Here is a 20,663-nt window from a genome sequence, read left to right on the forward strand (position 1 = left end):
TCGGCTCGTATTGGTGAGGCCGGGTGCGGGCCCGGATTGCTTCGGTCTTGTAGTGGCTGCCGTTTCGGCTCTGCGGCTGAGGACGGACTGCGGGAGGTCGGGTGGGCTGTGGTGCGCTGACCGGCTGCGGGGTGGGCGGTCCTGGCGCGGCCTGCCTGTAGGTGTGGACGTGGGTGTAGGCCCGTAGCCGGTGGCTGCGGACCTGTCCCATCTTCAGGCTGCGAATGGCAGGGGCTGATGGATGTTGTTGCGCCGGGGTTTTCGGCGTTTGTCCAAGAACCGCGGCGGCAGGAATTCGGGGTGGCCGTCGGTGGCGATGCGGACCTGCCAGCCCGACCGGTGCAGCAACCGGTGATGGTGGCCGCACAACAGGACCAAATTGGCCAGATCGGTCAGGCCGCCGTCGGACCAGTGACGGATGTGGTGACCCTGGCAATGCCGGGGCGGGCGGTGACAGCCTGGGAACGCACAGCCGCGGTCGCGGAGGAACAGGGCGCGGCGCAGTCCGGGTGAGATGAGGCGGCGGGCCCGGCCGAGGTTCAGCGGTTCGCTGGCGGTGCCCAGGACCGCGGGGATGAGGGTGCAGTCGCAGGCATGGATCCGGGCCTCGGCGGCGGAGGTCAGGCCCGTATCGCCCAAGGTCGCGTGGCCGAGTCCGGAGCGCAGGTCGGACAGGGACACCGCGACCATCACGTGGGTGCGTTCCCCGGCCTGGGTGGGCAGGTCGGGCGAGTTGAGGGCCAGGTCGAGGGCGTCGGAGAAGGCGTCGCCGTAGCGTTCCTGCGGGGAGCGGAAGTCTGGGCCATCATCGGCACCGCGACGTTCGGCGAGGGCGTCGAGGAGGGCGCTGGCGCGGGTGCCGGTCTCGTCGTCGAAGCGGCCGGTGAGTTCCCAGGTGCCGGTGCGTTTGCGGCGCAGGGAGAGTTCCCGCACCGGGGTGGCGGGTTCGGTGTCCTCAGGGGCGGTGCCGTCGGGGTCGAGGTGGGCCAGGATGCGGGCGCCGAGGGCGGCGACTTGTTTGTGGCCGCCCTCGGCGGCGAAGGCCAGCAGGTCCGCTTCGGCGGTGTCGCGGTGGGAGGCGGGGATCCGGGAAACGGCGTCGATGATGGTGTCGATCATCGGGGTGCTCAACCGACCAGCAAGGGCAGCGACACCGGTGGCGGGAGCAACGGCGGGGGTGGCGTCGAGAGAGTGGCTGGGGTGCAGGGCGTGGGCGCGTTTGACCATCTTGTCCGCGGCGGCGCGCGGTAGGTCGGCGAGGTGTTCTAAGAGTCGGGCGGCAGAGCGGTAGCCGAATAGTTCCAGCGCACCACGGGATTCGATTTCCACCAGCAGCGCACCGATTTCCGCTTCAGCAGACCGCATGACGGTGAGCAGGCTGCGGAGGCGGTCGGCCAAGGCCTCCGCGTCTGCTTGCCACACCGTTTCTCTGTCCACGCAACAAGATTACCGGCGTACGAACAGACGTTCATCACACGATCAGGTGGTGATGATCAACCCTCAAGAGCGAGGAAACACGCCTCGACTTCCTTGAGCTGCGCGCCTTCCGGATGCGCCCGGTAACGGTCGAGCGCATCATGAAGCACCCGCCGCGCATCGTCCTCGCGGCCCACGATGCGATAGCTGTCGCCGAGGCCGACGAGGAAGAACGTCGCGTGGCGCTCGTTGCCGATCCTCGTCAGGATCTCGACAGCCCGCTCCAGGTTTTCGACGGCCGAGGGCCAGTCTCCGCTGCGCAGGGCGACAAAACCCAGGTTGCCGAGTGCGTGCGCTTCGCCGTCCGGGTCGCCGTACTTGCGCGCCACCGCCGCCGCCCGATCGAGCCAGTGGCGGGCCTGGTGCCAGTCGCTCCACTGGAGGTGGCAGAAGCCGACCAGGTCGAGGGCTCTGATGTAGAGGCGGGGTGCGTCGTCCGGCTCGATCAGCTCGAAAACGCGTTGGCACTCCTCGAGTTCGGCCCGGTAGTCCTTCGAGTGGTACTCCCGCGCGCCGGCCAGGACGTAGTGCAGGTGGGCCTGCTGAAGCCGGTCGCCCGCGCGCTCGGCCAGCGCCAGCGCTCTCGGCAGGCACTCGAGCGCGACTTCGGGGTGTCCCGCGAAAATGCTTGCGCTGGCGTGGATCCGGTACGCGATCAGCTGTGCGGTGACGTCGCCGAGCTGCTCCGCCGCCGCCAGTGCGAGGCGGCCCGCGGCTTCTCGCTCGCGCAATTGTCCTTGGCGGGCGCGGAATTCGTTGAGGAGCCAGGCCAGCCGCCAGACCTGCGAGTGCCAGCCGCGCTCGGCCGCCAGTTCGGTCGTGGCGGTCAGGCAGGCGTGCTCGGTGGCGAACCAGCGCACCGCTTCGGACTGGCCGTCGAACCGCTGGGCTTCGACTCCGGGCAACGGCGGCTCGAGCGGGATCGGTGTCTGGAGCGGCTCGATCGCGAGGTGGCCGTGCCAGGACGTCCGGAGGTAGAAGTCGGTCACGCGCCGCAGCGCGTCGTCGCGGGCGGCTCCCGGCAGTGTCCGCTCGGCCGCGTAGAGCCGGACCAGGTCGTGCATCCGGTAGCGGCCGCTTGCCGTCCTCGTCAGCAAGTGCGCGTTTTCCAGTGCGCGCAACACCTTCCGCGTTGCCGCGGGCGGGCGGCCGGCCAGTGCCGCCGCGGCGGGGAGGCCGATGTCGGGGCCGGGCGCGGTGGCCAGCAGGCCGAACAACGCCGCAGCCTCGTCGGTCAGGTGGCGCAGGGACCAGGAGAACACCGTCCGCAGGCTCAGTCCGGCTTCGCCCGCGTCCAGGCCGTCCAGCCGTGCGGCCTGGTCGCGCAGTTCCTCGGCCAGCAGCGACGGCGGAAGTTCCGGTGACGTGACCGCGCGTGCGGCGACGATGCCCAGCGCGAGCGGCAGCCCGGCGCAGAGGCGGATCAGCTCGGCCGCCGTTTCGTCGTCGAGCCGGTCGGGGCCGATCTGGCGGTCGAGCAGTTCCCGCGCTTCCTGCGGGGACAGCACGTCCAGCGGGACCGGCCGGGCGCCGTGCGCCGCGACGAGGCCACCGAGGCGGTTGCGGCTGGTCACCAGCACGCGGCAGGTGGGGCTGCCGGGCAGCAGGGGAGCGGCCTGTGCGCTGTCGGCGGCGTTGTCGAGCACGATCAGAACGCGCTTTCCCGCGAGCAGGCTGCGGTACAGCGCGAGCTGGGCGTCCGGATCCGGGGGCACCGCGGCGCCGTCCACGCCGAGTGCGTGCAGAAATCCGCGCACCGCGACGGAAACCGGCATCGGCTCGGCGACCGGGTCGAAGCCGCGCAGGTTCACGTACAGCTGTCCGTCCGGGAATTCGGCGAGCTTCCCGGCGGCCCAGTGCAGCGCCAGCCACGTCTTGCCGATCCCGCCCGCGCCGCCGATCGCCGAAATCACCACCGGTCCCGCGGTTTCCGCGGCCCGGTCGAGCTCGGCCAGCAGGGCGGCGCGGCCGACGAACGACGCCGGGGCGGCCGGCAGCTGGTGCGGCACTGGCCTCGCCGCGGCGGGGCGCGGACGCGGATCGCCGCGCAGGACCTGGTCGTGCACCTGCCGCAGCGCCGCGCCGGGGTCGGTGCCGAGCTCTTCGGCCAGCAGGCGGCGGATCCGGTCGTACTCGCGCAGGGCGTCGCCCTGGCGGCCGGCGCGGTGCAGCGCGAGCACGAGCTGCCCGCGGACGCGTTCGTCCAGCGGGTGGGCTTCGGCCAGCGCGGTCAGCTCGGGCACGAGGTCGCCGGGCCGGTCGCCGCGCAGCCCGACGTCGGCGAGGTCCAGCTGCGCGCCGAGGCGGCGGCTCGCCAGTGCCTCGCGCTGGTTCACGAACCACGGCGTGTCCAGGCTGCCGTACGGATCGCCGCGCCACAGGGCTAATGCCCGCGTCAGCAGCGCCGCCTTCGCTTCGTCGTCGGTGGTCGCGCCGGCCTCGCCGAGCAGCCGCCGGAAGACGTGCAGGTCGACGGTTTCCGGGTCCGCTGTCAGCAGGTAGCCGCCGGAGCGCTGGGTGATGAGCGCTTCACCGAGTGCCGTCCGCAGCCGGGAAACGTAGCTGTACAAGGCATTGCGCGGATGGGCGGGCAGCCGCTCGCCCCAGACGCGTTCGGCGAGGACGTCGGCGGGCACCACCTTGTTCAGATCGGTCAGCAGCGCGGTGAGCAACCCCTGGAGGCGGGGCCGCCGGATCTCCACGGCGCGGTCGCCGGCGCGGACGTCGAGCTCGCCCAGCAGCCAGAACCGCACCGATTTCCCTCCCCGTGCCCGCCCGGGCGCCCACTGTAACCGACCCGGAAAGGGGCGGGAAAGGTCCGCGCAAGGCCCGTCCGGCACCGTGGCACGGGTCGGTGGCACGGCACGAACCGTCGAGGGGGCGGTTCGTGTTTCCCTGTCACGGCCGCGGGCCGGATCGTCTTTCCCCGTGGCGGCCGCCTACTCCACCGGCCGCCGTCGATCCGGCGTCCGGCGGAGCGGGCCCGGGCACCCTCGAACCCCGGGTCCGTTCCGTCACCTCACCAGCGGCGGGAGGGGTCGATTACGTGGACGGCGGCTTCCTCCGCCGAGGCCGCGCCGCCGTCGATGCCCGCGTCCGACGCGTACAGCTCTTCGTCGCTGTCCTCGCCGAAGCCCTCGTCCGTGGCGACCAGCCGGCCCGCGCGGACGTCGCCGACCTCGTCGTCCACCAGCTCGCCGTCGGTGTCCTCGCTGTCGCCGAGGCCGTCGTCGTCGGACGAGACGTCCGGTACTTCACGGGCCAGCCGCGCCTTCCAGCTTTCGCCCTCCGCCGTCTCGCGGGCGGTGGTGCCCCAGCCTTCGGTCGCCTGCGCGCGTTCGGGCGGGGAATACCCCTCCGCCAGTTCGTCGCGGTCGTCCAATGTGTCCTCGGGGTCGAGGATGCCGTCGTCGGCGCGGTCTTCGGAGTCGTCCATGCCCTCCATCCTCGCGCAACTCCTTGGCTGTGCCGAGCCTGGGTGATAGGACCGAGCGAGCCGCCGCACGGGCGGCACTGGTGGGAAAGGTGATCCCCATGCCGATGAGACGCAGGGTGCTGGCCGCGGGGCTGGCCGGGGTGTTCGGCGCCGCGCTGTCCGGGCGGACGGCGCAGGCGGCCCCGCCGGTGCGGCTCGACCAGCTCAACCTGGTCAACCTGTCGCACGTCAACGACCCGGCGACGACCAACGTCTTCCCCGGCGACCCGGCCTTCGAGCTGGAAACCATCGCCACCATCCCCGACGACGGCTACTACCTGCAGTTCGTCCGCGAAGGCGAGCACACCGGAACGCACTGGGGCGCGCCCGGCCACTTCAACACCGGCGAGCCGCTGGCCGACGACATGGACCCGGCCGATCTGTTCCGGCCCGCGGTGAAGATCGACGTAAGAACGAAGGCGGCGCAGAACCCGGACTACGCGGTGACGATCGACGACCTCAAGGCGTGGGAGCGGCGCAACGGCCGGATCCCCGACGAGAGCGTCGTCGTGCTGTGGACCGGCTGGGACGCCAAGTGGGGCACCCCGGCCTACCCGAACACCGGCGCGGACGGCGTGCTGCACCAGCCCGGGTTCTCGATTCCCGCGGTCCAGTGGCTGATCGACACGGGACGGCTCGGCCGCCGCGGCGGCACCGGAACGGACACGTTCAGCCCGGACGTCGGCACCGACGAGACGTACACGGTGTCGAAGCTGGTCTACCGGCGGCACCGGATCAGCCTGGAGATCCTGGCGAACCTGAAAGCACTGCCGACGACGGGGGCGTGGGTGCTGGCGGGCGGCCCGATCAACCGGCGGGGCGCGGGTTCCACGGCGACGATCTTCGGGGTCCTGCCGCCGGGGGTGAAGGCGGACTAGGCGCTTTCAGCCCGCGGTGAGCGGAGTGGCGGACAGGCGGAGCGAGGAGAGCGGGGCCGGGTGGCCGAACCGGTAGCCCTGGGCGGTCGGGCAGCCCGCCTTGGTGACCAGCTCCGCCTGCTCGGCCGTCTCGATGCCCTCGGCGACCACCGCCACCTCGAGGTCGCGGCACAGCCCGACCAGTGACCGGCACAGCGCCGCGTCGCGGTCGGGCCGGACGCCGGTCGTCAGCGCCCGGTCCAGCTTGATCAGGTCGACCGGCAGCGCGTGCAGCACGGTCAGCGAGCTGTACCCGGCGCCGAAGTCGTCGAGCGCCACCCGGACGCCGAGGTCCTGCAGGCGGCGGATCGCGGCGGCGCCCGCGGTGAGGTCCGGGACCGGGACCGTCTCGGTGATCTCGACGACGAGGCGCTCCGCGGGCAGTCCGTAGCGGGCGAGGCTCGCGCTGACGCTCTGCTCCAGGGCCGCCGCGCCGAGGCGGCTGGCGCACACGTTGACGTGCACCGTCAGGTCGACGCCGGCCGCGGTGATCTCGCGGCAGGCCAGGTCCAGCACCAGCGCGTCCAGCTCCGCGCCGAGGCCCGCGCCCTCGGCCGCGCGGACGAACGTCTCCGGCGACACCGACGTGCCGTCGCGCGTGGTCCACCGGGCCAGCGCCTCGACCGCCACCGGGGTCGCGTCCGGCAGCCGGACGATCGGCTGGAACACCAGGCAGAAGCCCTCCGGGAGGCCGCCGTCGGCGCGGCGCAGGGCGGCGGGGAAGTCGGGCGGGCCGTCGTCGGTGGGGCGGTACACCACCGTGGTGTCCTTGCCGAGCCGCTTGCCCGCGTACATCGACGTGTCGGCGCGGCCGAGCAGCACGTCCGACGTGATCAGCGGTTCGGCCGGGTCCGGCACCACCAGGCCCATGCTCGCCCGGACCGGGACCAGCGTGCCGTGCACCGCGAACGGCCGCCGCAGCACGCCCTGGATGCGGTCGGCGACCGCTTGCGGTGCGTCCACCTCGCCCTCCAGGAGGATCGCGAACTCGTCGCCGCCCAGGCGCGCCACCGTGTCGCCCGCGCGCACGCAGCTCAGCAGCCGCTGGGCGACGGCGTGCAGCAGGACGTCGCCGCCCGCGTGCCCGAAGCGGTCGTTGACCTCCTTGAAGTCGTCGAGGTCGACGAAGATGAGCACCAGCGGCCGGGGCCCGTTCTCCACCGCCCGGTCCAGCCGGTCGGCGAACAGCGCGCGGTTGGCCAGGCCGGTCAGCGGGTCGTGGTAGGCCTGGTGGGTCAGCTGCTGCTGGCCTTCGTACACCCGGCGCAGCAGCAACCTGTTGTCCAGCAGGGAAAGCAGCTGCCGGGCGAGCACGAGGAACACCACGAGCACGCCGACGTACACCTCGACCGCGTCCGGGCCCGCGCCGGCCACCACCTGCACGGTGATCAGCAGCGCGACCGCCGTGACCGGCACGTACGGCAGCGCCAGCTGCCACCAGTCGATCCCGACCGGCTGGTTCGCGTCGTCGCGCCGCCGGGTGCCGGGCGTGGCCAGCAGCGCGAAGGCGATGAACAGCGGGCCGAGCACGAACCCACCGTCCGACCACGGCTTCATGCTCTCCGCGCCGATGCTGACCAGGTAGGCGAACACGCTGTCGGACGCGGCCAGCGCGACGATCCCGACCGCGGCCAGCAGCAGGTTCGCCCGGTAGGGCCGGTCCACCCGGTCGAACACCACCAGCAGCACCGCCACGACCACGATCACCAGGTCCGACAGCGGGTAGGAGATGGCGACGGCCCAGGTCAGCTTGTCCGGCGCGGTGGCGCGGACCAGCTGCGCCAGGGCCGCGGTCCAGGTGAGGATGAACAGCGAGCCGGTGACGATCAGGCCGTCGAGCACCACCGCGACGCCGAAGTGCGCCGTCCACTGCGCGGGCTGGAAGCGTTCGCGGTCCGGCCGCACCCGGGCCCTGGCCAGCGTGACCAGTGCGGCGAGCGCGAACACCGGGAAGCTCAGGTAGCCGACGTCGGCCAGCGACGGCGACGGCAGCCCGCGCCCGTCGACCAGCTGGTACCACGACCAGACGCACTGCCCGAGCGACCAGCCGGCCATGCCGATCGCCACCAGTACCCGCCACCAGCGCTGGTGCCCGCGCACCCGCCGGGCGACGACGACGCCGCAGACGACCGCGGCGATCCCCGCGCTCAGCTGCATGGCGTCGTCGATCCACAGCGCGAAGGTGTCGCCCCAGAACGCGAAGCCGTTGACCACGACGAGGGCCGCCGTGAGGACGACGAGCAGGATCGCGACCGGGTACCGCCGCACTGTCATGGCACCTCACGTGGTCGCGGCCGCCGGTCGGACCGGCAAACACTACACCGGGCGTGACCGGGCACAAGCGCACCGCACCGGGCGCTCAGGCGATGTCACGCCGGTGCAGCAGCCAGCCGCCGAGGACGCCGAAGACGATCACGTACCCGGCCAGGACGAGGGCGGCCTGCCCGGATCCGACGATCTGCCCGACCCCGGGCGCGCTCGCCCCGAACGCGGCGGCCAGCGCGCCCGCGTTCGGCCCAGGCAGCCCCTTCTGCAGCTGCGCGACCCAGTCCAGCAGCGGCGCGGCGATCGACGCCAGGAGGTTCTGCACGGCCAGCAGCCACACCAGGCCGAGCCCGATCGGCAGCGCGACCGAGCGCAGGCCGATCGCGAGCAGCACGCCGAGCGCGCCCCACATCGTGGTGACCAGCCAGCCGGCGCCGAGGCCCCGCACGACGTCGAGGACCGGCGGCCAGGTCAGCGGCTGGTCCTGCAGCGCCGCGACGAGCGCGCTCGCGCCCGCCGTCACCGCGAACAACGTGAGCACGACGGCCAGCGCGGCGAGCGCGACGGTGACGAGCTTCGCGCTGTAGACCGCGATCCGCGAGGGGTGCTGCACCAGCACGGTCTTCCAGGTCCCGTAGCCGTATTCGCTGCCGGCGACCAGCACGCCGAAGATCAGCGCGAGGGCGCCGACGAAGATCGGCAGCCCGCCCAGCGCACTGCCGACGAACGCGTCCGGCAGCATCGCGGCGAGCCCGCGGTTCGAGCCGGGCGGCCCGGACGTCGCCCCGCTCAGCCCGGCGTACGGGATGGCGTAGCCGAAGGTCAGCGTCAGCACGACGGCGACGGCGAGCAGCAGCCAGCTCGCGGGACGGCGGGATTGCTTGAGGAGCTCGGCTCGGATGTCACGCAGCATCGGAGGTACCTCCGGTCAGGGCGAGGAAGGTCTGTTCCAGGTCGGGTTCGCGCCAGCGCAGCTCGCTGACGACGCACCCGGCGCCGACGAGCCCGGCGTTCACGCGCCCGGCTTCGCCCGCGTCGACGTCGAGTTCGAGCGCCCGGCCGTCGACGCGGACGCCGCCGTACCGCCGGCGCAAGTGTTCGCGGGCCTGGGGAAGCGGCTCGGCGACGACGCGCAGCGCGCCGCCCGCCCGCAGGTCCGCCACGGTGGTCTCGATGACCAGCCGCCCGCGGTCGAGCACGCCGACGCGGTCGCAGATCTGCTCGACCTCGGTCAGCAGGTGGCTGGACAGCAGCACGGTGCAGCCGTCCGCGGCGAGCTTGCGCAGGGTGACCCGCATGTCGGCCATGCCGGCCGGGTCGAGGCCGTTGGTCGGCTCGTCGAGGACGATCAGCTCGGGGTCCTTCAGCAGCGCCGCGGCGAGGCCGAGCCGCTGCTTCATGCCGAGCGAGTACGTCGAATACCGGTCCTTGGCGCGGTCGGTGAGGCTGACGACGTCGAGCACGGCGTCGACGCGGGTCCGCCGCACCCCGGCGTGGTCGGCGAAGATCCGCAGGTTCGCCCGGCCCGAGAGGTACGGGTAGAACGCGGGGCCTTCGATGAGCGCGCCGACACGGGTGAGGCTGCCCGGGCCCGGCTCGGCGCCGAGCACCCGGACGCTCCCGGACGTCGGGCGGATCAGGCCGAGCAGCATCCGCAGGGTCGTCGTCTTGCCGGCGCCGTTGGGGCCGAGGAAGCCGTACACCTCACCGGCGGGCACCGAGAGGTTCAGGTCCTCGACCGCGGCGGCCGGTCCGTAGCGCTTCGTCAGCGAGGTCGTTTCCACGGGATGGGTCACGGGATTCCTTCCGGAGGCGGCCCCACGGCTTGAAGACCGCGAGGACGCTGGCGAACAGCAGCAGGGCCGGGGCGACGACCACGGGGTAGAGCAGGCCTTCCGGCTGCTCGGTGGCCACGTCGATCCCGGGGCGCAGCGCGAAGAGGATCAGCACTGCCATCAGGACGTTGACCGCGAGCTTCGCGGCCACCCACCAGTAGCGGACCAGGCCGTACTTCGAGCCGAGGCCGAGCACGGCACCGGTGGTGAGGGTGAGGAGCGCGGTGGTGAACATCGGCCACACGGCGAACAGCCCGAGTGCCTCCAGGCCGGTGGCACGGACGGCGGGGTCGTCGGTGAGCAGCGCGGTGCAGACCAGGATGCCGAGCACGGCGTCGATCCCGATCCACAAGCCCGCCGAGACGATGTGCCCGACCAGCCACCACTTGCGGGCCTGGCTCTTGAGCCTCATGGGCGCCTCCTTTTCGACGTCTCCCATCCTCGGGATTCCGGCCGTCGCGGTCGTCCGCCGACGTACGGCTCTTGCGGCTACGACCGGGTGCGTACGCGGGTACGTTCGGTGTGGTGGTCATCCGCATCCGGGGGTACGCCCTGCCGCACGGCGAATACGTCGACCTGTACGCCGACGGGGACCGCTGGACGACCGATCCGGTCCCGGGCGCGACGCTCGCCGGCGAGGGCTGGCTCGTGCCCGGCCTGGTCGACGCGCACACCCACCCCGGCGCGACCGAGCCGGGGCAGCCGATGGACGACGAGGTGCTGCGGGAGCAGCTGCACCAGCACGTCGACGCCGGGGTCACGCTGATCCGGTCGCCGGGGCTGCCGGGCGAGCCGCCGCCGTGGTTCGGCGAGGACCCCGACGTGCCGCGGGCCCGGCACGCCGGCCCGTGGCTGGCGCAGCACGGCCAGTTCTTCGACGGCTGGGGCCGCCGCGCGGACCACGCCGAGCTGCCCGCGCTGGCCGCGGCGCAGGCCGCGCGGACCGGGTGGGCGAAGATCGTCGCGGACTGGCGCGTCGGCGATTCCGCGGTCCCCGCCGACGTGCTGGCGGCCGTCGTCCGTGAGGTCCACGCGGCCGGCGGGCGGGTCGCGGTGCACAGCCAGCACCCGGAAGGCGGCGCGGCGGCGGTCGCGGCGGGCGTCGACTCCCTGGAGCACGGCATGTGCCTCGACCCGGACCTGCTGGCGCGGATGGCCGCGCAGGGCACGGCGCTGACGCCGACGTTGTCGGTCATCAACGCGGGCTTGGTGCGCGCGGAAGGGTGGCCGGACGGCCCCAAGCGGAGCTGGTACCTCTCCGGCGCCCGGGTCCACGCCCCGCTGACCGCAGCCGCGGCGGAAGCCGGGGTGCGGGTGCTGGCGGGCACGGATTCCCTGCCGCACGGTGGGATCCTCGCCGAGATCCGCGCGCTGGCCGCGTCCGGCGTCCGGCCGCACGACGCGCTGGCGGCGGCGTCCTGGAGCGCGCGCGAGTGCCTCGGACTGCGGGGGCTGGAGCCCGGCGCCCCGGCCGACGCCGTGGTCTACGACGAGGATCCGCGGGAAGACCTCGGCCGGCTGGCCGCTCCGGTGGCGGTCGTGCTGCGGGGCCGGTGCGTGCGTCACAACCGGGCGCCGGAACTCGTCAGATGACCGTGACCACTGCGATCGAGCACGAGCGGCGGCAGCTGACCGGGCTCGCCTACCGGCTGCTGGGTTCGCTGAGCGACGCCGAAGACGTCGTCCAGGAGGCGTTCGGGCGGTGGTACGCGCTGCCCGCGCCGCAGCGCGAGGCGATCGAGTCGCCCGGCGCGTGGCTCACGACGGTCGCCGGCCGCATCTGCCTCGACCACCTCGGCTCGGCGCGGGTCCGGCGGGAGCGGTACGTCGGCGAGTGGCTGCCCGAGCCGATACCCGAAGACCCGCTCGCCGATCCCGCCGACCGCGTCGCGCTGGCCGAGTCGGTCACCATGGCGTTCCTCGTCGTGCTGGACGCGATGACCCCGGCCGAACGGGTGGCGTTCGTCCTGCACGACGTGTTCGGCTACCCGTTCGCCGAGGTCGCGGCGGTCCTCGACCGGTCGGTGGCCGCCTGCCGCCAGCTCGCCTCCGCCGCGCGGCGCCGGGTCCGGGTGGCGCGGGAACCGGCGCCGGCGCGCGCGGGTGTCGTGCGGGCGTTCAAGACGGCGTGGGAAGCCAAGGACATCGACGGCCTGATCGGCCTCCTCGATCCCGAAGCGACCTTGACGGCCGACGGCGGTGGCCTGGCCGCCGCCGTCCTGCGCCCGGTCGAAGGCCGCGAGCGGATCGCGGGTTACGCCGTGGGCCTCGCGGCCCGCGTTTCCGCGATGACGCTCGCCGAGCGCCCGGTCAACGGACGGCCCGGCCTGGTCGCGAGCCAGGACGGCGTGGTCGTGGCCGTCATCGCCTTCGACGTCGCCGGGGACTCGATCAGGCGCGTGTGGGCGGTGCGGAACCCGGAGAAGCTGCGCCGGTGGCAAGCAGCTGCTGCTTGATCTCCGCCTTCAGCACCTTGCCCACCTTGGACCGCGGCAGGTCCGGCCAGACGAGCACGTCCTTGGGCGCCTTGACGCTCCCGAGCAGTCCCTTCGCGAACGCCCGCAGCTCGTCGGCGGCGACTTCGCGTCCCGCGTGGAACTGCACCACGGCGGTGACCTGCTCGCCCCACTTCTCGTGCGGCAGCCCGACGACGGCGCAGTCGCGGACCGCGGGGTGGCTCAGCAGCGCCTGCTCGACTTCCGCGGAGTACACGTTGAACCCGCCGCTGATGATCATGTCCTTCAGGCGGTCCACGATGTAGAGGTAGTTGTCCTCGTCGAGGTAGCCGATGTCCCCGGTGTGGTGCCAGCCGCCCGCCGACGCCTTGGCCGTGGCCTCGGGGTCCTTGTAGTACCCGGCCATCACGAGCGGTCCGCGCACGACGATCTCCCCGCGTTCGCCCGGCGGCAGGACGCGGCCGTCACCGTCCACTATGGACACCTGGGTGAGCGGGGTCGGCTTGCCCGCCGAGGCGAACCGTTCCACCGCGAGCGTTCCGTCCGGGTACAGGTGGTCCGCGGGGGCCAGCGTGGAGATCATCATCGGGGCCTCGGACTGCCCGAACAGCTGGCCCAGCACCGGCCCGATCCGCTCGATCGCCTCCCGCAGCCGCGCGGTGGACATCGGCGCCGCGCCGTACCAGAGGCACTGCAGCGACGAGAGGTCCGTGGTGTCCAGCGCGGCGTTGTCCAGCAGCAAGTAGATCAACGTCGGCGGCAGGAACGCGTGCGTGATCCCGTGTTTCTCGACCAGGCCGAGGAACTCGGTCAGGTCCGGGGCCGGCATCACGACGACCTCGCCGCCGAGCGCGAGCACCGGGAAGCACAGCACGCCCGCCGCGTGCGTGAGCGGCGCCAGCGCCAGGTACCGCGGCCGCCCGGCGAAGGGGTAGCTCATCAACGTCAGTGCGGTCATCGTCTCGATGTTGTGCCCGGTCAGCACGACGCCCTTGGGGCGGCCGGTGGTGCCCCCGGTGCCGACGACCATCACGACGTCGTCCACCGGCGGCGCTTCCCAGGGCGCGGCGTCGCCGAGCCAGTCCTCGAACGAGCCGTCGTCGAGGCAGACCACCGTCTTCAGCTTCGGCAGGTCCGGCCGCAGCTGTTCGACCAGCGGCGCGAACGACGACTGGTAGATCAGGCACGTGCAGTCGAAGAGGTCCAGGAGGTCCCGGTTCTCCCCGGCGGCGTTGCGCGGGTTGACCGGGCACCACACCGCGCCCGCGCGCGAAACGCCGAAGACGCACGCGAACGCGGTGGGGTCGTTGGCGGAGAGGATGGCGACCTTTTCGCCCGGCCGGACGCCCGAACCGGACAGGGCCCGGGCGATCCGCCAGGACAGCTCCTGGACGGACGCGTAGCTCAGCGAGGCGCCGGCCATCGTCAGGCACGGCGCCGAGGGACCGAGGGTGGCCCCCTTGTCGAGGTAGTCGACCAGGCGCATCGCGATCAGGTCCGGGTCACATGCCCATGCCGCCGTCGACCGGCAGGCCGGCGCCGGTGACGAAGCGGGCGGCGTCGGAGGCCAGGAAGACGACGGCGTCGGCCATGTCGGTGACCTCGCCGAGCCGGCCGGCCGGGGTCTGCCCGACGACGGCGCCGATCGCGTCCTCGACGCTGGGGAAGAGCCCGAGCCGCACGACGTCGGTGGCGAGCTGGTTGCCCATCTCGGTCGGGACCAGGCCGGGGTAGACGCAGTTGACGCGCACGCCGTAGCCGAGCTTCCCGGCTTCCATCGCGGCCACGCGGGTCAGCCGGTCGACCGCGGACTTCGTCGCCGAGTAGCCCGCGATGCCGGGGAAGGCGATGGTCGCGGCGACCGAGGCGATGTTGACGACGGCGCCGCCGTTGCCCGCCGGGCCGCCCGGGCGCATCGCGCGGAAGGCGTGCTTGATGCCGAGCGCGGTGCCCAGGACGTTGACGTCGAGCATCCGCCGCACGTCGGCCGGGTCGAGGTCGGCGACCAGGCCGGAGATCTCCACGCCGGCGTTGTTGACCACGATGTCCAGCCCGCCGAGCTCGGCGATGGTGGCGGTGACGGCCTGCTCCCAGCCCGCGTCGTCGGTGACGTCGAGCGGGACGAACGCGGCGGTCGCGCCGGTCTGCTTGAGCGCGTCGGCGGTCGCCCGGCCCAGGTCCTCCCGGACGTCGGCGATCACCACCGCGGCGCCCGCCCTGGCCAGCGCTTCGGCCATGCCGGCCCCGAGGCCGCGTGCTCCGCCGGTGACCAGCGCTGCTCGTCCGGTCAGGTCGTACCCACCCATGACATCTCCTCCTTGAGACGGCTGGGCCACAGCATCAGCCAAAGTCTGGACAGTCGTCAAGAGTTTCCTGGACACTCGTCAAGCAAATGTTGGTCAAGTGCCCGATAGACTGATCCCGCCCACTCAGGAAACGACGGACGGTGCAGGTGACAGAGGCGAAGGAGCGGACCCGGGACCGGATCTCGCGCCGCCAGGTCGACAAGTTCGAACAGCGGCGCGCGCAGCTGGCCGAGTCGGCGCTGCAGACGCTGGCCGAGCTCGGCTACGCGCGGACGAGCCTGCGCGAGATCGCGCAGAACTCGGACTTCTCGCACGGCGTGCTGCACTACTACTTCGCCGACAAGGTCGACCTGCTGACCCACTGCGTCCGGCAGTTCGAAGAAGTGTGCGTCACCCGGTACGACGAAATCGTCGCCCGCGCGCGCACGGCGGCGGAGCTGCAACGCGACTTCGCGAAGGCGATGGCGGCGACGCTGCGCGCGGACGCGAAGCTGCACCGGCTCTGGTACGACCTGCGCAACCAGAGCCTGTTCGAGGAGTCGTTCCGCGCCGACGTGCTGGAGATCGACCGGCGCCGCGAAGAGATGATCTGGCACGTGGTGTCGCGTTACGCGGAACTGGTGGCCGCCCCGGTGGACGTCCCGCCGTCGGTGGCGTACGCGCTGCTGGACGGCCTGTTCCAGCAGGCACTGCTGCGCCACCTGGCGGGGGTGGAGCACGCGGCGGCGGACCTCGAGCGGGAGGTCCCGTCCGTCCTGGCCCGGGTGGTGGCTAGCTAGTCCCCTCGGGGCTCGCGCCGATCGGACCGGACTGTCTTGAATGAGTCATTCAGGACCTCCGAAGACTTGAATGAGTCATTCAAGACGTCGGCTTGCGGGCCGCGAGACTAGCCAGACCCCTCGGGGCCGCCCGGCCCGCGCGGCGCGGGCACCACGAACGCGATCACCCCGGCCACCAGCCCGACGAGCACGGAAAGGTGCGCGGCGGCCGGCACGGCGCTGATCAGGAACAGCCGCAGCGACCCCGAGATCAGCAGGCGCCACATCCTCGGGCTCATGATCAACAAGTACCCGGTGCCCGCCGCCGCGAACCCGGCGTCACCGTCACGATCAGGTGTAGAGGACCGGGTCGCCCCAGCCGAGTTCGGGCAGGCCGTTGGACAGCCCGCCGGCCATGCGCGCGCCCGCGAGCATCGGGTGGACCGTCGTGTCGGTGCGGTAGGCCACGAGCCGCAGCCGCAGCACTTCGGAGACGTCGGCGGTCAGCTGCGCCGGGGAGCCGAGCTTCACCGTGGCGCCCGGGTGGGCGACGCCGTCGAGGAAGACCTCGAAGTAGCCGGTCTGCTGGGAATCGCTCGCGTCGTCGAGGACGCCGACCGTCGTTTCGAACTTCCGGTACTTCCGCCCGAGGGTGTATTCGATGACGCCGCGGGGTTCGCTGCAGAACATCGAACAGCGGTAGGCGATGCCGTTGCCGTAGTGCGTGCCGTCGATGCCGACCGCGCCCAGCCGGACGTCCGGCCCCTTCGACACCGGCTTCAATTCGGTGGTCAGCAACAGTTTCCGGCCCCGCGCCAGCGGGACGAACGAGGTGCCGACGAACACCCCGGGCTCGCCGTCGGGCCCGGGGTGCTCGGCCTGTCCCGTGATCGCCCGCACCAGGCTCCGCACCCCCGGGTCGTCGACGTGGAACTGCTGGATCCGGTAGTGCGACGCCGAATACGGGGTCAGGAAGCCGGGGATCTCCTCGATCGCCCGGCCCGGCAGCACGACCGGCAGGATCCGCGCGGTGTACTCGTCGATGTCGCTGCTGAGCTGGTTGCGCAGGATGGCCCCCTCGAACTGGGAACCCCAGCCGATCTGCGGCGGCTCTTCGCCGTCGAGCCGCCGCCGGTACACCGGCGAGGCGATCGCCAGGGTGAAGTCGGCCTGCTGGAGCTGGCGCGCCGCCCACTTCGCCCAGTCGATGCGGTACCCGTCGGCCCACTGGTCCAGGTGCACTTCGAGACCGACGTGCCGGTGCAGGAACTCGGCGAACCGGCGCACGAGTGTCTTGTGGTTCTCGTCGTCGTGCGAGTACGACACGAAAACCCGGGGGCGGCGCGTCACCATCGTTCTCCGTCCGCTCGGGGGCGCCACCAGAGTCGGTGTCCCGTGAGTTCCCGTTACGCCCGCCGGGCGCGGGCCTCGCCGACGACGACCGGGTCGAGGTCCGGGTGGATCTCGTCGGCCTGGGCCCAGAACCCGGCCGCCTCCTCGGGCTCACCACGGGCCGCCGCCACGTTGCCCAGGCCCGCGTACGCGCGCGCGGCTTCGTGGGCGCTGTCGCAGGCTTCCGCCCGCGCGGCCGCTTCGCGGTAGGCCGCGGCCGCGAGGTCGTGCTCGCCGGTGTGGAAGCGGGCCCAGCCCAGGCAGTTCAGCGCCATCGTGGCGTCGAAGTCGAGGTCGAGCGCGTCGAACACGGCCAGCGTGCCGGTCACGAGCTCCGCGGCTTCGGCCGCCTCGCCGAGCGCGACGAGCACCAGCGCGATGCCGCGGTTCGTGATGGCGGCGTTGCGCTCGTTGCCCGTCTGCTCGTAGAACTCCAGCGCCGCCCGGAAACCCGCCAGCGCGGCGGCGTGGTCCCCGCGGTAGTGCACGGCCCAGGCGTGGTGCGCGAGCGCGGTCGCCTCGCCGTGGCGGTCGCCGATCGCGCGGTACTCCCGCAGGGCTTCGCGGTAGCACTCCGACGCCCCGTCGAGGTCGCCGCGGTCGACCAGCGCGACGCCGAGGTTGGCCGTCGTGGTCGCCAGCGCCCACCGGTCGCCCGCCGCCTCGGCCGCCGCGCGGGCCCAGCGGTGCGTCGCGATCCACGGGTCCCACAGCTTCGCCAGGAAGAAGTAGCCGCGCAGGAAGAACGCGAGCTGCCAGCACCGGTCGTGTTCGCCCCGCTCGCCGGCCCGGCGGCACAGCGCCACCAGGTTCGGCCACTCGGCGCGGAACCACGCGACGCCGTCGAGCGGGGCCGGCTCGGGGAGGTCGGCGGGGTAGCCGATCTCCGGGCGGTAGCGCTGCGGGGCCAGCTCCCGGTCGGCCCGCTCCGCCTCGCGGACGGCGAACGCGGCGAGCCTGCCGAACGCCCGCTCCCGCTCGCCGTCGGGCAGCGGGGTGCCGGCGGCGAACGCGCGCAGGAGGTCGTGGAAGCCGTAGCGGTCGGTCGCGGGCTGGGTGACCAGGTACGCGTCGTGCAGCCGGTCGAGCAGCCGGTCGGTCTCCCGCGGCGGCAGGCCGGCCAGCGCGCTCGCCGCGCGCACGTCGAGGTCGCTGCCCGGGTGCAGGGCCAGCAGCCCGAACAGCCGGGCCTCGGCGGTGCTGAGCTGCCGGGCAGACAGCCGGAAGGCCGCGGACAGGCTGCGTTCGCCGTCGTCGAGCTCGCCGAGCCGGCCGGCCTCGCCCGCCAGCCGCCGGTCGAGCTCGGCCAGGTCCCACGCCGGGTGCGCGCGCAGCCGGGCCGCGGCGATCCGGATGGCCAGCGGCAGCCGGCCGCACCGGTCCGCGACGCGGGCCGCGTCCTCCTCGCCGGCCCCGGTCAGCGCGGAAACCAGTTCCGCCGCGGCGCCGGCGGGCAGGACGTCGAGCGAGACGTGCCGGGCGTCGTCGAGCGCGCTCAGCCGCGACCGGGCGGTGACGAGCACCCGGCACTTCGGCTCGGCGGGCAGCAGCGGGCGGACCTGGGCGGCGCTGCCCGCGTTGTCGAGCACGAGCAGCAGGCTCCGGCCGCGCAGCCGGGAGCGGTAGACGGCGGCGCGGTCGTCGGGGTCGGCCGGGATCCGCTCCGCGGGCACGCCGAGCACGCGCAGCAGGCGGTCGTGCACCGCGGCGGCCGGCACCGGGGCGTCGGCGTGGCCGTGGAGGTCGACGAACAGGCACCCGTCCGCGAACGCCGCTTCGAGGCGGTGGGCGCAGCGGACCGCGAGCGCCGTCTTGCCGACGCCGCCCATGCCGGACACGACGCAGACACCGGCTTCGGCCTCCAGCGCGTCGCGGACCGCCCGCAGTTCGGCGGCCCGGCCGGTGAAGTCCGCGGTCGCCGGCGGCAACCCCGACGGGCGGACGTCGGGCCGGGTGCGCCGGCGGGCCGGTTCGCGCGGCAGCAGCGCGGTGAGCACCCCCGGCGCGCCGAGTTCGGCTTCGCACAGGGCGGCCAGTGCCGCGTTGGGCGCGGTGAGCCCGGTTTCGACCTTGCTCAGGTAGCCCTTGCTGTAGTGGACGCGGTCCGCCAGTTCCGTGAGGGAGAGGCCGGCGGCGCGGCGCAGGCGGCGCAGCTCGGCGCCGAACGTCGCTCGTTCGCTCATCAGCACCCACCCTCGTCGAAGGACAAGTATGGCCGTGGTGACGGTGCCGGGACACCGTCCGGGAAGGCCGGCCGGGGCGATCGCCCCGGCCGGCTCGTGGTCGTGTCGCATGCCGGCCTCAGCCGAACACGACGGTCAGCAGGGCCAGGACGAGCCCGATGGCGTGGGTCTGCATCGCTACCGCACCTCCTTTCCGTACGCGGCGACCACCGGGGTGAGCTGCTGCGGCGCGGTGGTGGGGGCCGGCTGGTGGCCCAGCGCGATCCCGGCCACCAGTGCCGCCGCGGTCAGCCGGAAAGCCAGCCGCAGGAGCAGCGAAAACGAACAGACGACCTTCATTTCGACTCCTTCGACTGGGCGTGCCGGGGCGCCACTCGGGCACCCGGGAACACCCCGTGGTCTTGTGGTTTTTCGCCGCGGAATCGGTGCGGCCCATGCAGAATGCGGCCGCCGGGAACGGTCGGACAAGGAGTTTCCCGTTTCCGCTAACGAGGGGAAAGGAAACCCCGGGATAACGATCCGTTCGTCCTGTCATGATCGACTGGACACCGGCCGCAGCGGTGACGATTATTGATCCCCGTGCGTGGAGCGGGCAGGGGAGGAACGGTGGACCTCAGTGCGGCTGACGTGGTCGGAGAGCTGAAGATTCTCCGCAAGGGGAGGGCAATTTTCACCACACCGCTCGGCGATCGGGTCGGCCCGGCGTTGCGCACCACATGTGGCATTTTGGAAGATGACGACACCGTGGAGATGCGGCGTAAACTCACGAATCGCTTGCGCCCGCTCGTCGAGACCCTGCCGGAAGACCTGAAGATCGCGCTGCTGGCGGCGTTCGCGCTGGACGAAGCCGCTCGGAAGCCGTTCTACCAGGAACGGGTGCACTGGGCCGCGGCCACGCTGGACCGGGACGACCGCACCGTCCGGCGGCGCATCGACGACGGCATCGAGCAGATCGCGGCAATGGCGGTGGCGGCGGCCCGGCCGCACTCGCCGTCCCCCTACCCGAGCCGCAGTTGGCACACCGAAGAACTGCGCGTCTCACTGGCACTCGACCAGCCGGTGGCGGAGGTGTTCGAAATCCGCCGGGTGGTCGCGGACGCCGACGAAATCAGTGAACTGGATCTCGCGCTGACGCTCACCACGACCGCCAATTCCGGCGCATCCGTGAGTGCTTCGGATCTCGAGGTCGACGTGTTCCACGGCGGTGTGCTCACCAAGCGCGAGATGGAGTCGAGCGACCGGGTCGGACTCGCGTTGCGATTGCCGGCGCCGTTGCGGCGCGGGCAGCGGCACGAGATCGCGCTGCGGTTCCGGGCGCGCTTGCGGGAACCGCATTACGTGTGCGTCCCGCGGCACCCGTGCGAGTTGTTCGACCTGCACGTGCGGTTCCGGGATCAGGTGCCGGAGCGGATCGTGATGCTGGAGAAGGCGTTCCAGAACGACACACGCGACCGGTTCCCGCGGGGAACGCCCCTGCTCGCCGACGACGCCGGTGAGGTGCACGTCCAGTTCCGGCACCTGGCACCGGGCTTCGCCTACGGCATCCGCTGGCAGCCCGGCGCCGAACCGGGCCGTGAGTGAGAACGGTTTTCCCACTCAC

The 20,663-nt window shown here is 72.7% G+C and carries 18 protein-coding genes; 5 read left to right on the forward strand and 13 right to left on the reverse strand.

The genetic code is table 11. From position 1 onward, the window contains the following. Positions 1-213: 213 nt before the first annotated feature. The 3 genes from H4696_RS43680 to H4696_RS43690 form a co-directional block, all read right to left on the reverse strand. Entirely contained in the window at positions 214-1,365 is a 1,152-nt protein-coding gene (locus H4696_RS43680) for an HNH endonuclease signature motif containing protein (RefSeq protein ID WP_086858491.1), read from the reverse strand. Between the two features lie 128 nt (positions 1,366-1,493). Continuing rightward, a complete protein-coding gene (locus H4696_RS43685; protein WP_158104290.1) occupies positions 1,494-4,229 on the reverse strand; it encodes an AfsR/SARP family transcriptional regulator in 2,736 nt (911 codons plus the stop codon). A gap of 266 nt (positions 4,230-4,495) precedes the next feature. Then, positions 4,496-4,912: a DUF5709 domain-containing protein gene (locus tag H4696_RS43690; RefSeq protein WP_086858490.1), complete on the reverse strand. Its 417-nt coding sequence runs from the start codon at positions 4,910-4,912 to the stop codon at positions 4,496-4,498. Positions 4,913-5,010: 98 nt separating this feature from the next. Here H4696_RS43690 and H4696_RS43695 point away from each other — a divergent pair, with 98 nt between their 5' ends. After that, entirely contained in the window at positions 5,011-5,829 is an 819-nt protein-coding gene (locus H4696_RS43695; RefSeq protein ID WP_086858469.1) for a cyclase family protein, read from the forward strand. 6 nt (positions 5,830-5,835) lie between these two features. Here the strand turns inward: H4696_RS43695 and H4696_RS43700 are convergent, their stop codons facing one another. The 4 genes from H4696_RS43700 to H4696_RS43715 all read right to left on the reverse strand — a co-directional run bounded on the left by H4696_RS43700 (position 5,836) and on the right by H4696_RS43715 (position 10,380). After that, entirely contained in the window at positions 5,836-8,142 is a 2,307-nt protein-coding gene (locus H4696_RS43700; RefSeq protein ID WP_086858468.1) for a putative bifunctional diguanylate cyclase/phosphodiesterase, read from the reverse strand. Between the two features lie 85 nt (positions 8,143-8,227). Next, positions 8,228-9,046, reverse strand: coding sequence for an ABC transporter permease (locus tag H4696_RS43705; RefSeq protein ID WP_192782853.1), 819 nt, complete (start codon positions 9,044-9,046; stop codon positions 8,228-8,230). After that, on the reverse strand, positions 9,036-9,929 hold the full coding sequence (locus H4696_RS43710; protein ID WP_086858466.1) for an ABC transporter ATP-binding protein: 894 nt from the start codon (positions 9,927-9,929) through the stop codon (positions 9,036-9,038). The genes H4696_RS43705 and H4696_RS43710 overlap by 11 nt, the downstream gene beginning before the upstream one ends. Continuing rightward, positions 9,838-10,380 carry a hypothetical protein gene (locus H4696_RS43715; protein WP_225955980.1) on the reverse strand — a complete coding sequence of 181 codons (543 nt, stop codon included), beginning with the start codon at positions 10,378-10,380 and terminating at the stop codon, positions 9,838-9,840. The genes H4696_RS43710 and H4696_RS43715 overlap by 92 nt, the downstream gene beginning before the upstream one ends. A gap of 113 nt (positions 10,381-10,493) precedes the next feature. Between H4696_RS43715 and H4696_RS43720 the strand changes: the two genes are divergently transcribed. Beyond that, complete coding sequence (locus H4696_RS43720; protein WP_192782854.1) at positions 10,494-11,561, forward strand: amidohydrolase family protein; 1,068 nt, start codon at positions 10,494-10,496, stop codon at positions 11,559-11,561. Then, positions 11,558-12,424: an RNA polymerase sigma factor SigJ gene (sigJ, locus tag H4696_RS43725; protein WP_086858464.1), complete on the forward strand. Its 867-nt coding sequence runs from the start codon at positions 11,558-11,560 to the stop codon at positions 12,422-12,424. The genes H4696_RS43720 and sigJ overlap by 4 nt, the downstream gene beginning before the upstream one ends. Here sigJ and H4696_RS43730 read toward each other — a convergent pair. Next, the gene (locus tag H4696_RS43730) at positions 12,360-13,910 is read right to left on the reverse strand and encodes an acyl-CoA synthetase (protein ID WP_086858463.1); all 1,551 of its coding nucleotides are present in this window, start codon (positions 13,908-13,910) and stop codon (positions 12,360-12,362) included. The genes sigJ and H4696_RS43730 overlap by 65 nt on opposite strands. Positions 13,911-13,926: 16 nt before the next feature. Then, positions 13,927-14,730, reverse strand: a complete 804-nt coding sequence (locus H4696_RS43735) for an SDR family NAD(P)-dependent oxidoreductase (RefSeq protein ID WP_086858462.1) — start codon at positions 14,728-14,730, stop codon at positions 13,927-13,929. A gap of 146 nt (positions 14,731-14,876) precedes the next feature. Between H4696_RS43735 and H4696_RS43740 the strand changes: the two genes are divergently transcribed. Then, the gene (locus tag H4696_RS43740) at positions 14,877-15,509 is read left to right on the forward strand and encodes a TetR/AcrR family transcriptional regulator (RefSeq protein ID WP_086858489.1); all 633 of its coding nucleotides are present in this window, start codon (positions 14,877-14,879) and stop codon (positions 15,507-15,509) included. 107 nt (positions 15,510-15,616) lie between these two features. Here the strand turns inward: H4696_RS43740 and H4696_RS43745 are convergent, their stop codons facing one another. The 4 genes from H4696_RS43745 to H4696_RS43760 all read right to left on the reverse strand — a co-directional run bounded on the left by H4696_RS43745 (position 15,617) and on the right by H4696_RS43760 (position 19,402). Then, a complete protein-coding gene (locus H4696_RS43745) occupies positions 15,617-15,787 on the reverse strand; it encodes a hypothetical protein (RefSeq protein ID WP_158104289.1) in 171 nt (56 codons plus the stop codon). A gap of 52 nt (positions 15,788-15,839) precedes the next feature. Continuing rightward, entirely contained in the window at positions 15,840-16,838 is a 999-nt protein-coding gene (locus H4696_RS43750) for an SEFIR domain-containing protein (protein WP_249026939.1), read from the reverse strand. Between the two features lie 56 nt (positions 16,839-16,894). After that, the gene (locus tag H4696_RS43755; protein ID WP_086858488.1) at positions 16,895-19,063 is read right to left on the reverse strand and encodes an ATP-binding protein; all 2,169 of its coding nucleotides are present in this window, start codon (positions 19,061-19,063) and stop codon (positions 16,895-16,897) included. A gap of 177 nt (positions 19,064-19,240) precedes the next feature. Next, entirely contained in the window at positions 19,241-19,402 is a 162-nt protein-coding gene (locus H4696_RS43760; protein ID WP_158104288.1) for a hypothetical protein, read from the reverse strand. A 240-nt stretch (positions 19,403-19,642) separates the two neighbouring features. Between H4696_RS43760 and H4696_RS43765 the strand changes: the two genes are divergently transcribed. Beyond that, on the forward strand, positions 19,643-20,644 hold the full coding sequence (locus H4696_RS43765; RefSeq protein ID WP_249026940.1) for a hypothetical protein: 1,002 nt from the start codon (positions 19,643-19,645) through the stop codon (positions 20,642-20,644). The last annotated feature ends 19 nt before the right edge of the window (positions 20,645-20,663 follow it).

The sequence above is a fragment of the Amycolatopsis lexingtonensis genome (assembly GCF_014873755.1).
GTDB classification, from domain to species: Bacteria; Actinomycetota; Actinomycetes; order Mycobacteriales; family Pseudonocardiaceae; genus Amycolatopsis; species Amycolatopsis lexingtonensis.

Bases quoted from the DNA above. Each gene is read 5' to 3' on its own strand.
- H4696_RS43705 (WP_192782853.1), bottom strand. From the start codon at position 9,046: ATGCTGCGTGACATCCGAGCCGAGCTCCTCAAGCAATCCCGCCGTCCC.
- H4696_RS43760 (WP_158104288.1), bottom strand. From the start codon at position 19,402: ATGAAGGTCGTCTGTTCGTTTTCGCTGCTCCTGCGGCTGGCTTTCCGG.
- H4696_RS43715 (WP_225955980.1), bottom strand. From the start codon at position 10,380: ATGAGGCTCAAGAGCCAGGCCCGCAAGTGGTGGCTGGTCGGGCACATC.
- H4696_RS43690 (WP_086858490.1), bottom strand. From the start codon at position 4,912: ATGGACGACTCCGAAGACCGCGCCGACGACGGCATCCTCGACCCCGAG.
- H4696_RS43680 (WP_086858491.1), bottom strand. From the start codon at position 1,365: ATGCGGTCTGCTGAAGCGGAAATCGGTGCGCTGCTGGTGGAAATCGAA.
- H4696_RS43755 (WP_086858488.1), bottom strand. From the start codon at position 19,063: ATGAGCGAACGAGCGACGTTCGGCGCCGAGCTGCGCCGCCTGCGCCGC.
- H4696_RS43730 (WP_086858463.1), bottom strand. From the start codon at position 13,910: ATGCGCCTGGTCGACTACCTCGACAAGGGGGCCACCCTCGGTCCCTCG.
- H4696_RS43735 (WP_086858462.1), bottom strand. From the start codon at position 14,730: ATGGGTGGGTACGACCTGACCGGACGAGCAGCGCTGGTCACCGGCGGA.
- H4696_RS43700 (WP_086858468.1), bottom strand. From the start codon at position 8,142: ATGACAGTGCGGCGGTACCCGGTCGCGATCCTGCTCGTCGTCCTCACG.
- H4696_RS43695 (WP_086858469.1), top strand. From the start codon at position 5,011: ATGCCGATGAGACGCAGGGTGCTGGCCGCGGGGCTGGCCGGGGTGTTC.
- H4696_RS43745 (WP_158104289.1), bottom strand. From the start codon at position 15,787: ATGAGCCCGAGGATGTGGCGCCTGCTGATCTCGGGGTCGCTGCGGCTG.
- sigJ (WP_086858464.1), top strand. From the start codon at position 11,558: ATGACCGTGACCACTGCGATCGAGCACGAGCGGCGGCAGCTGACCGGG.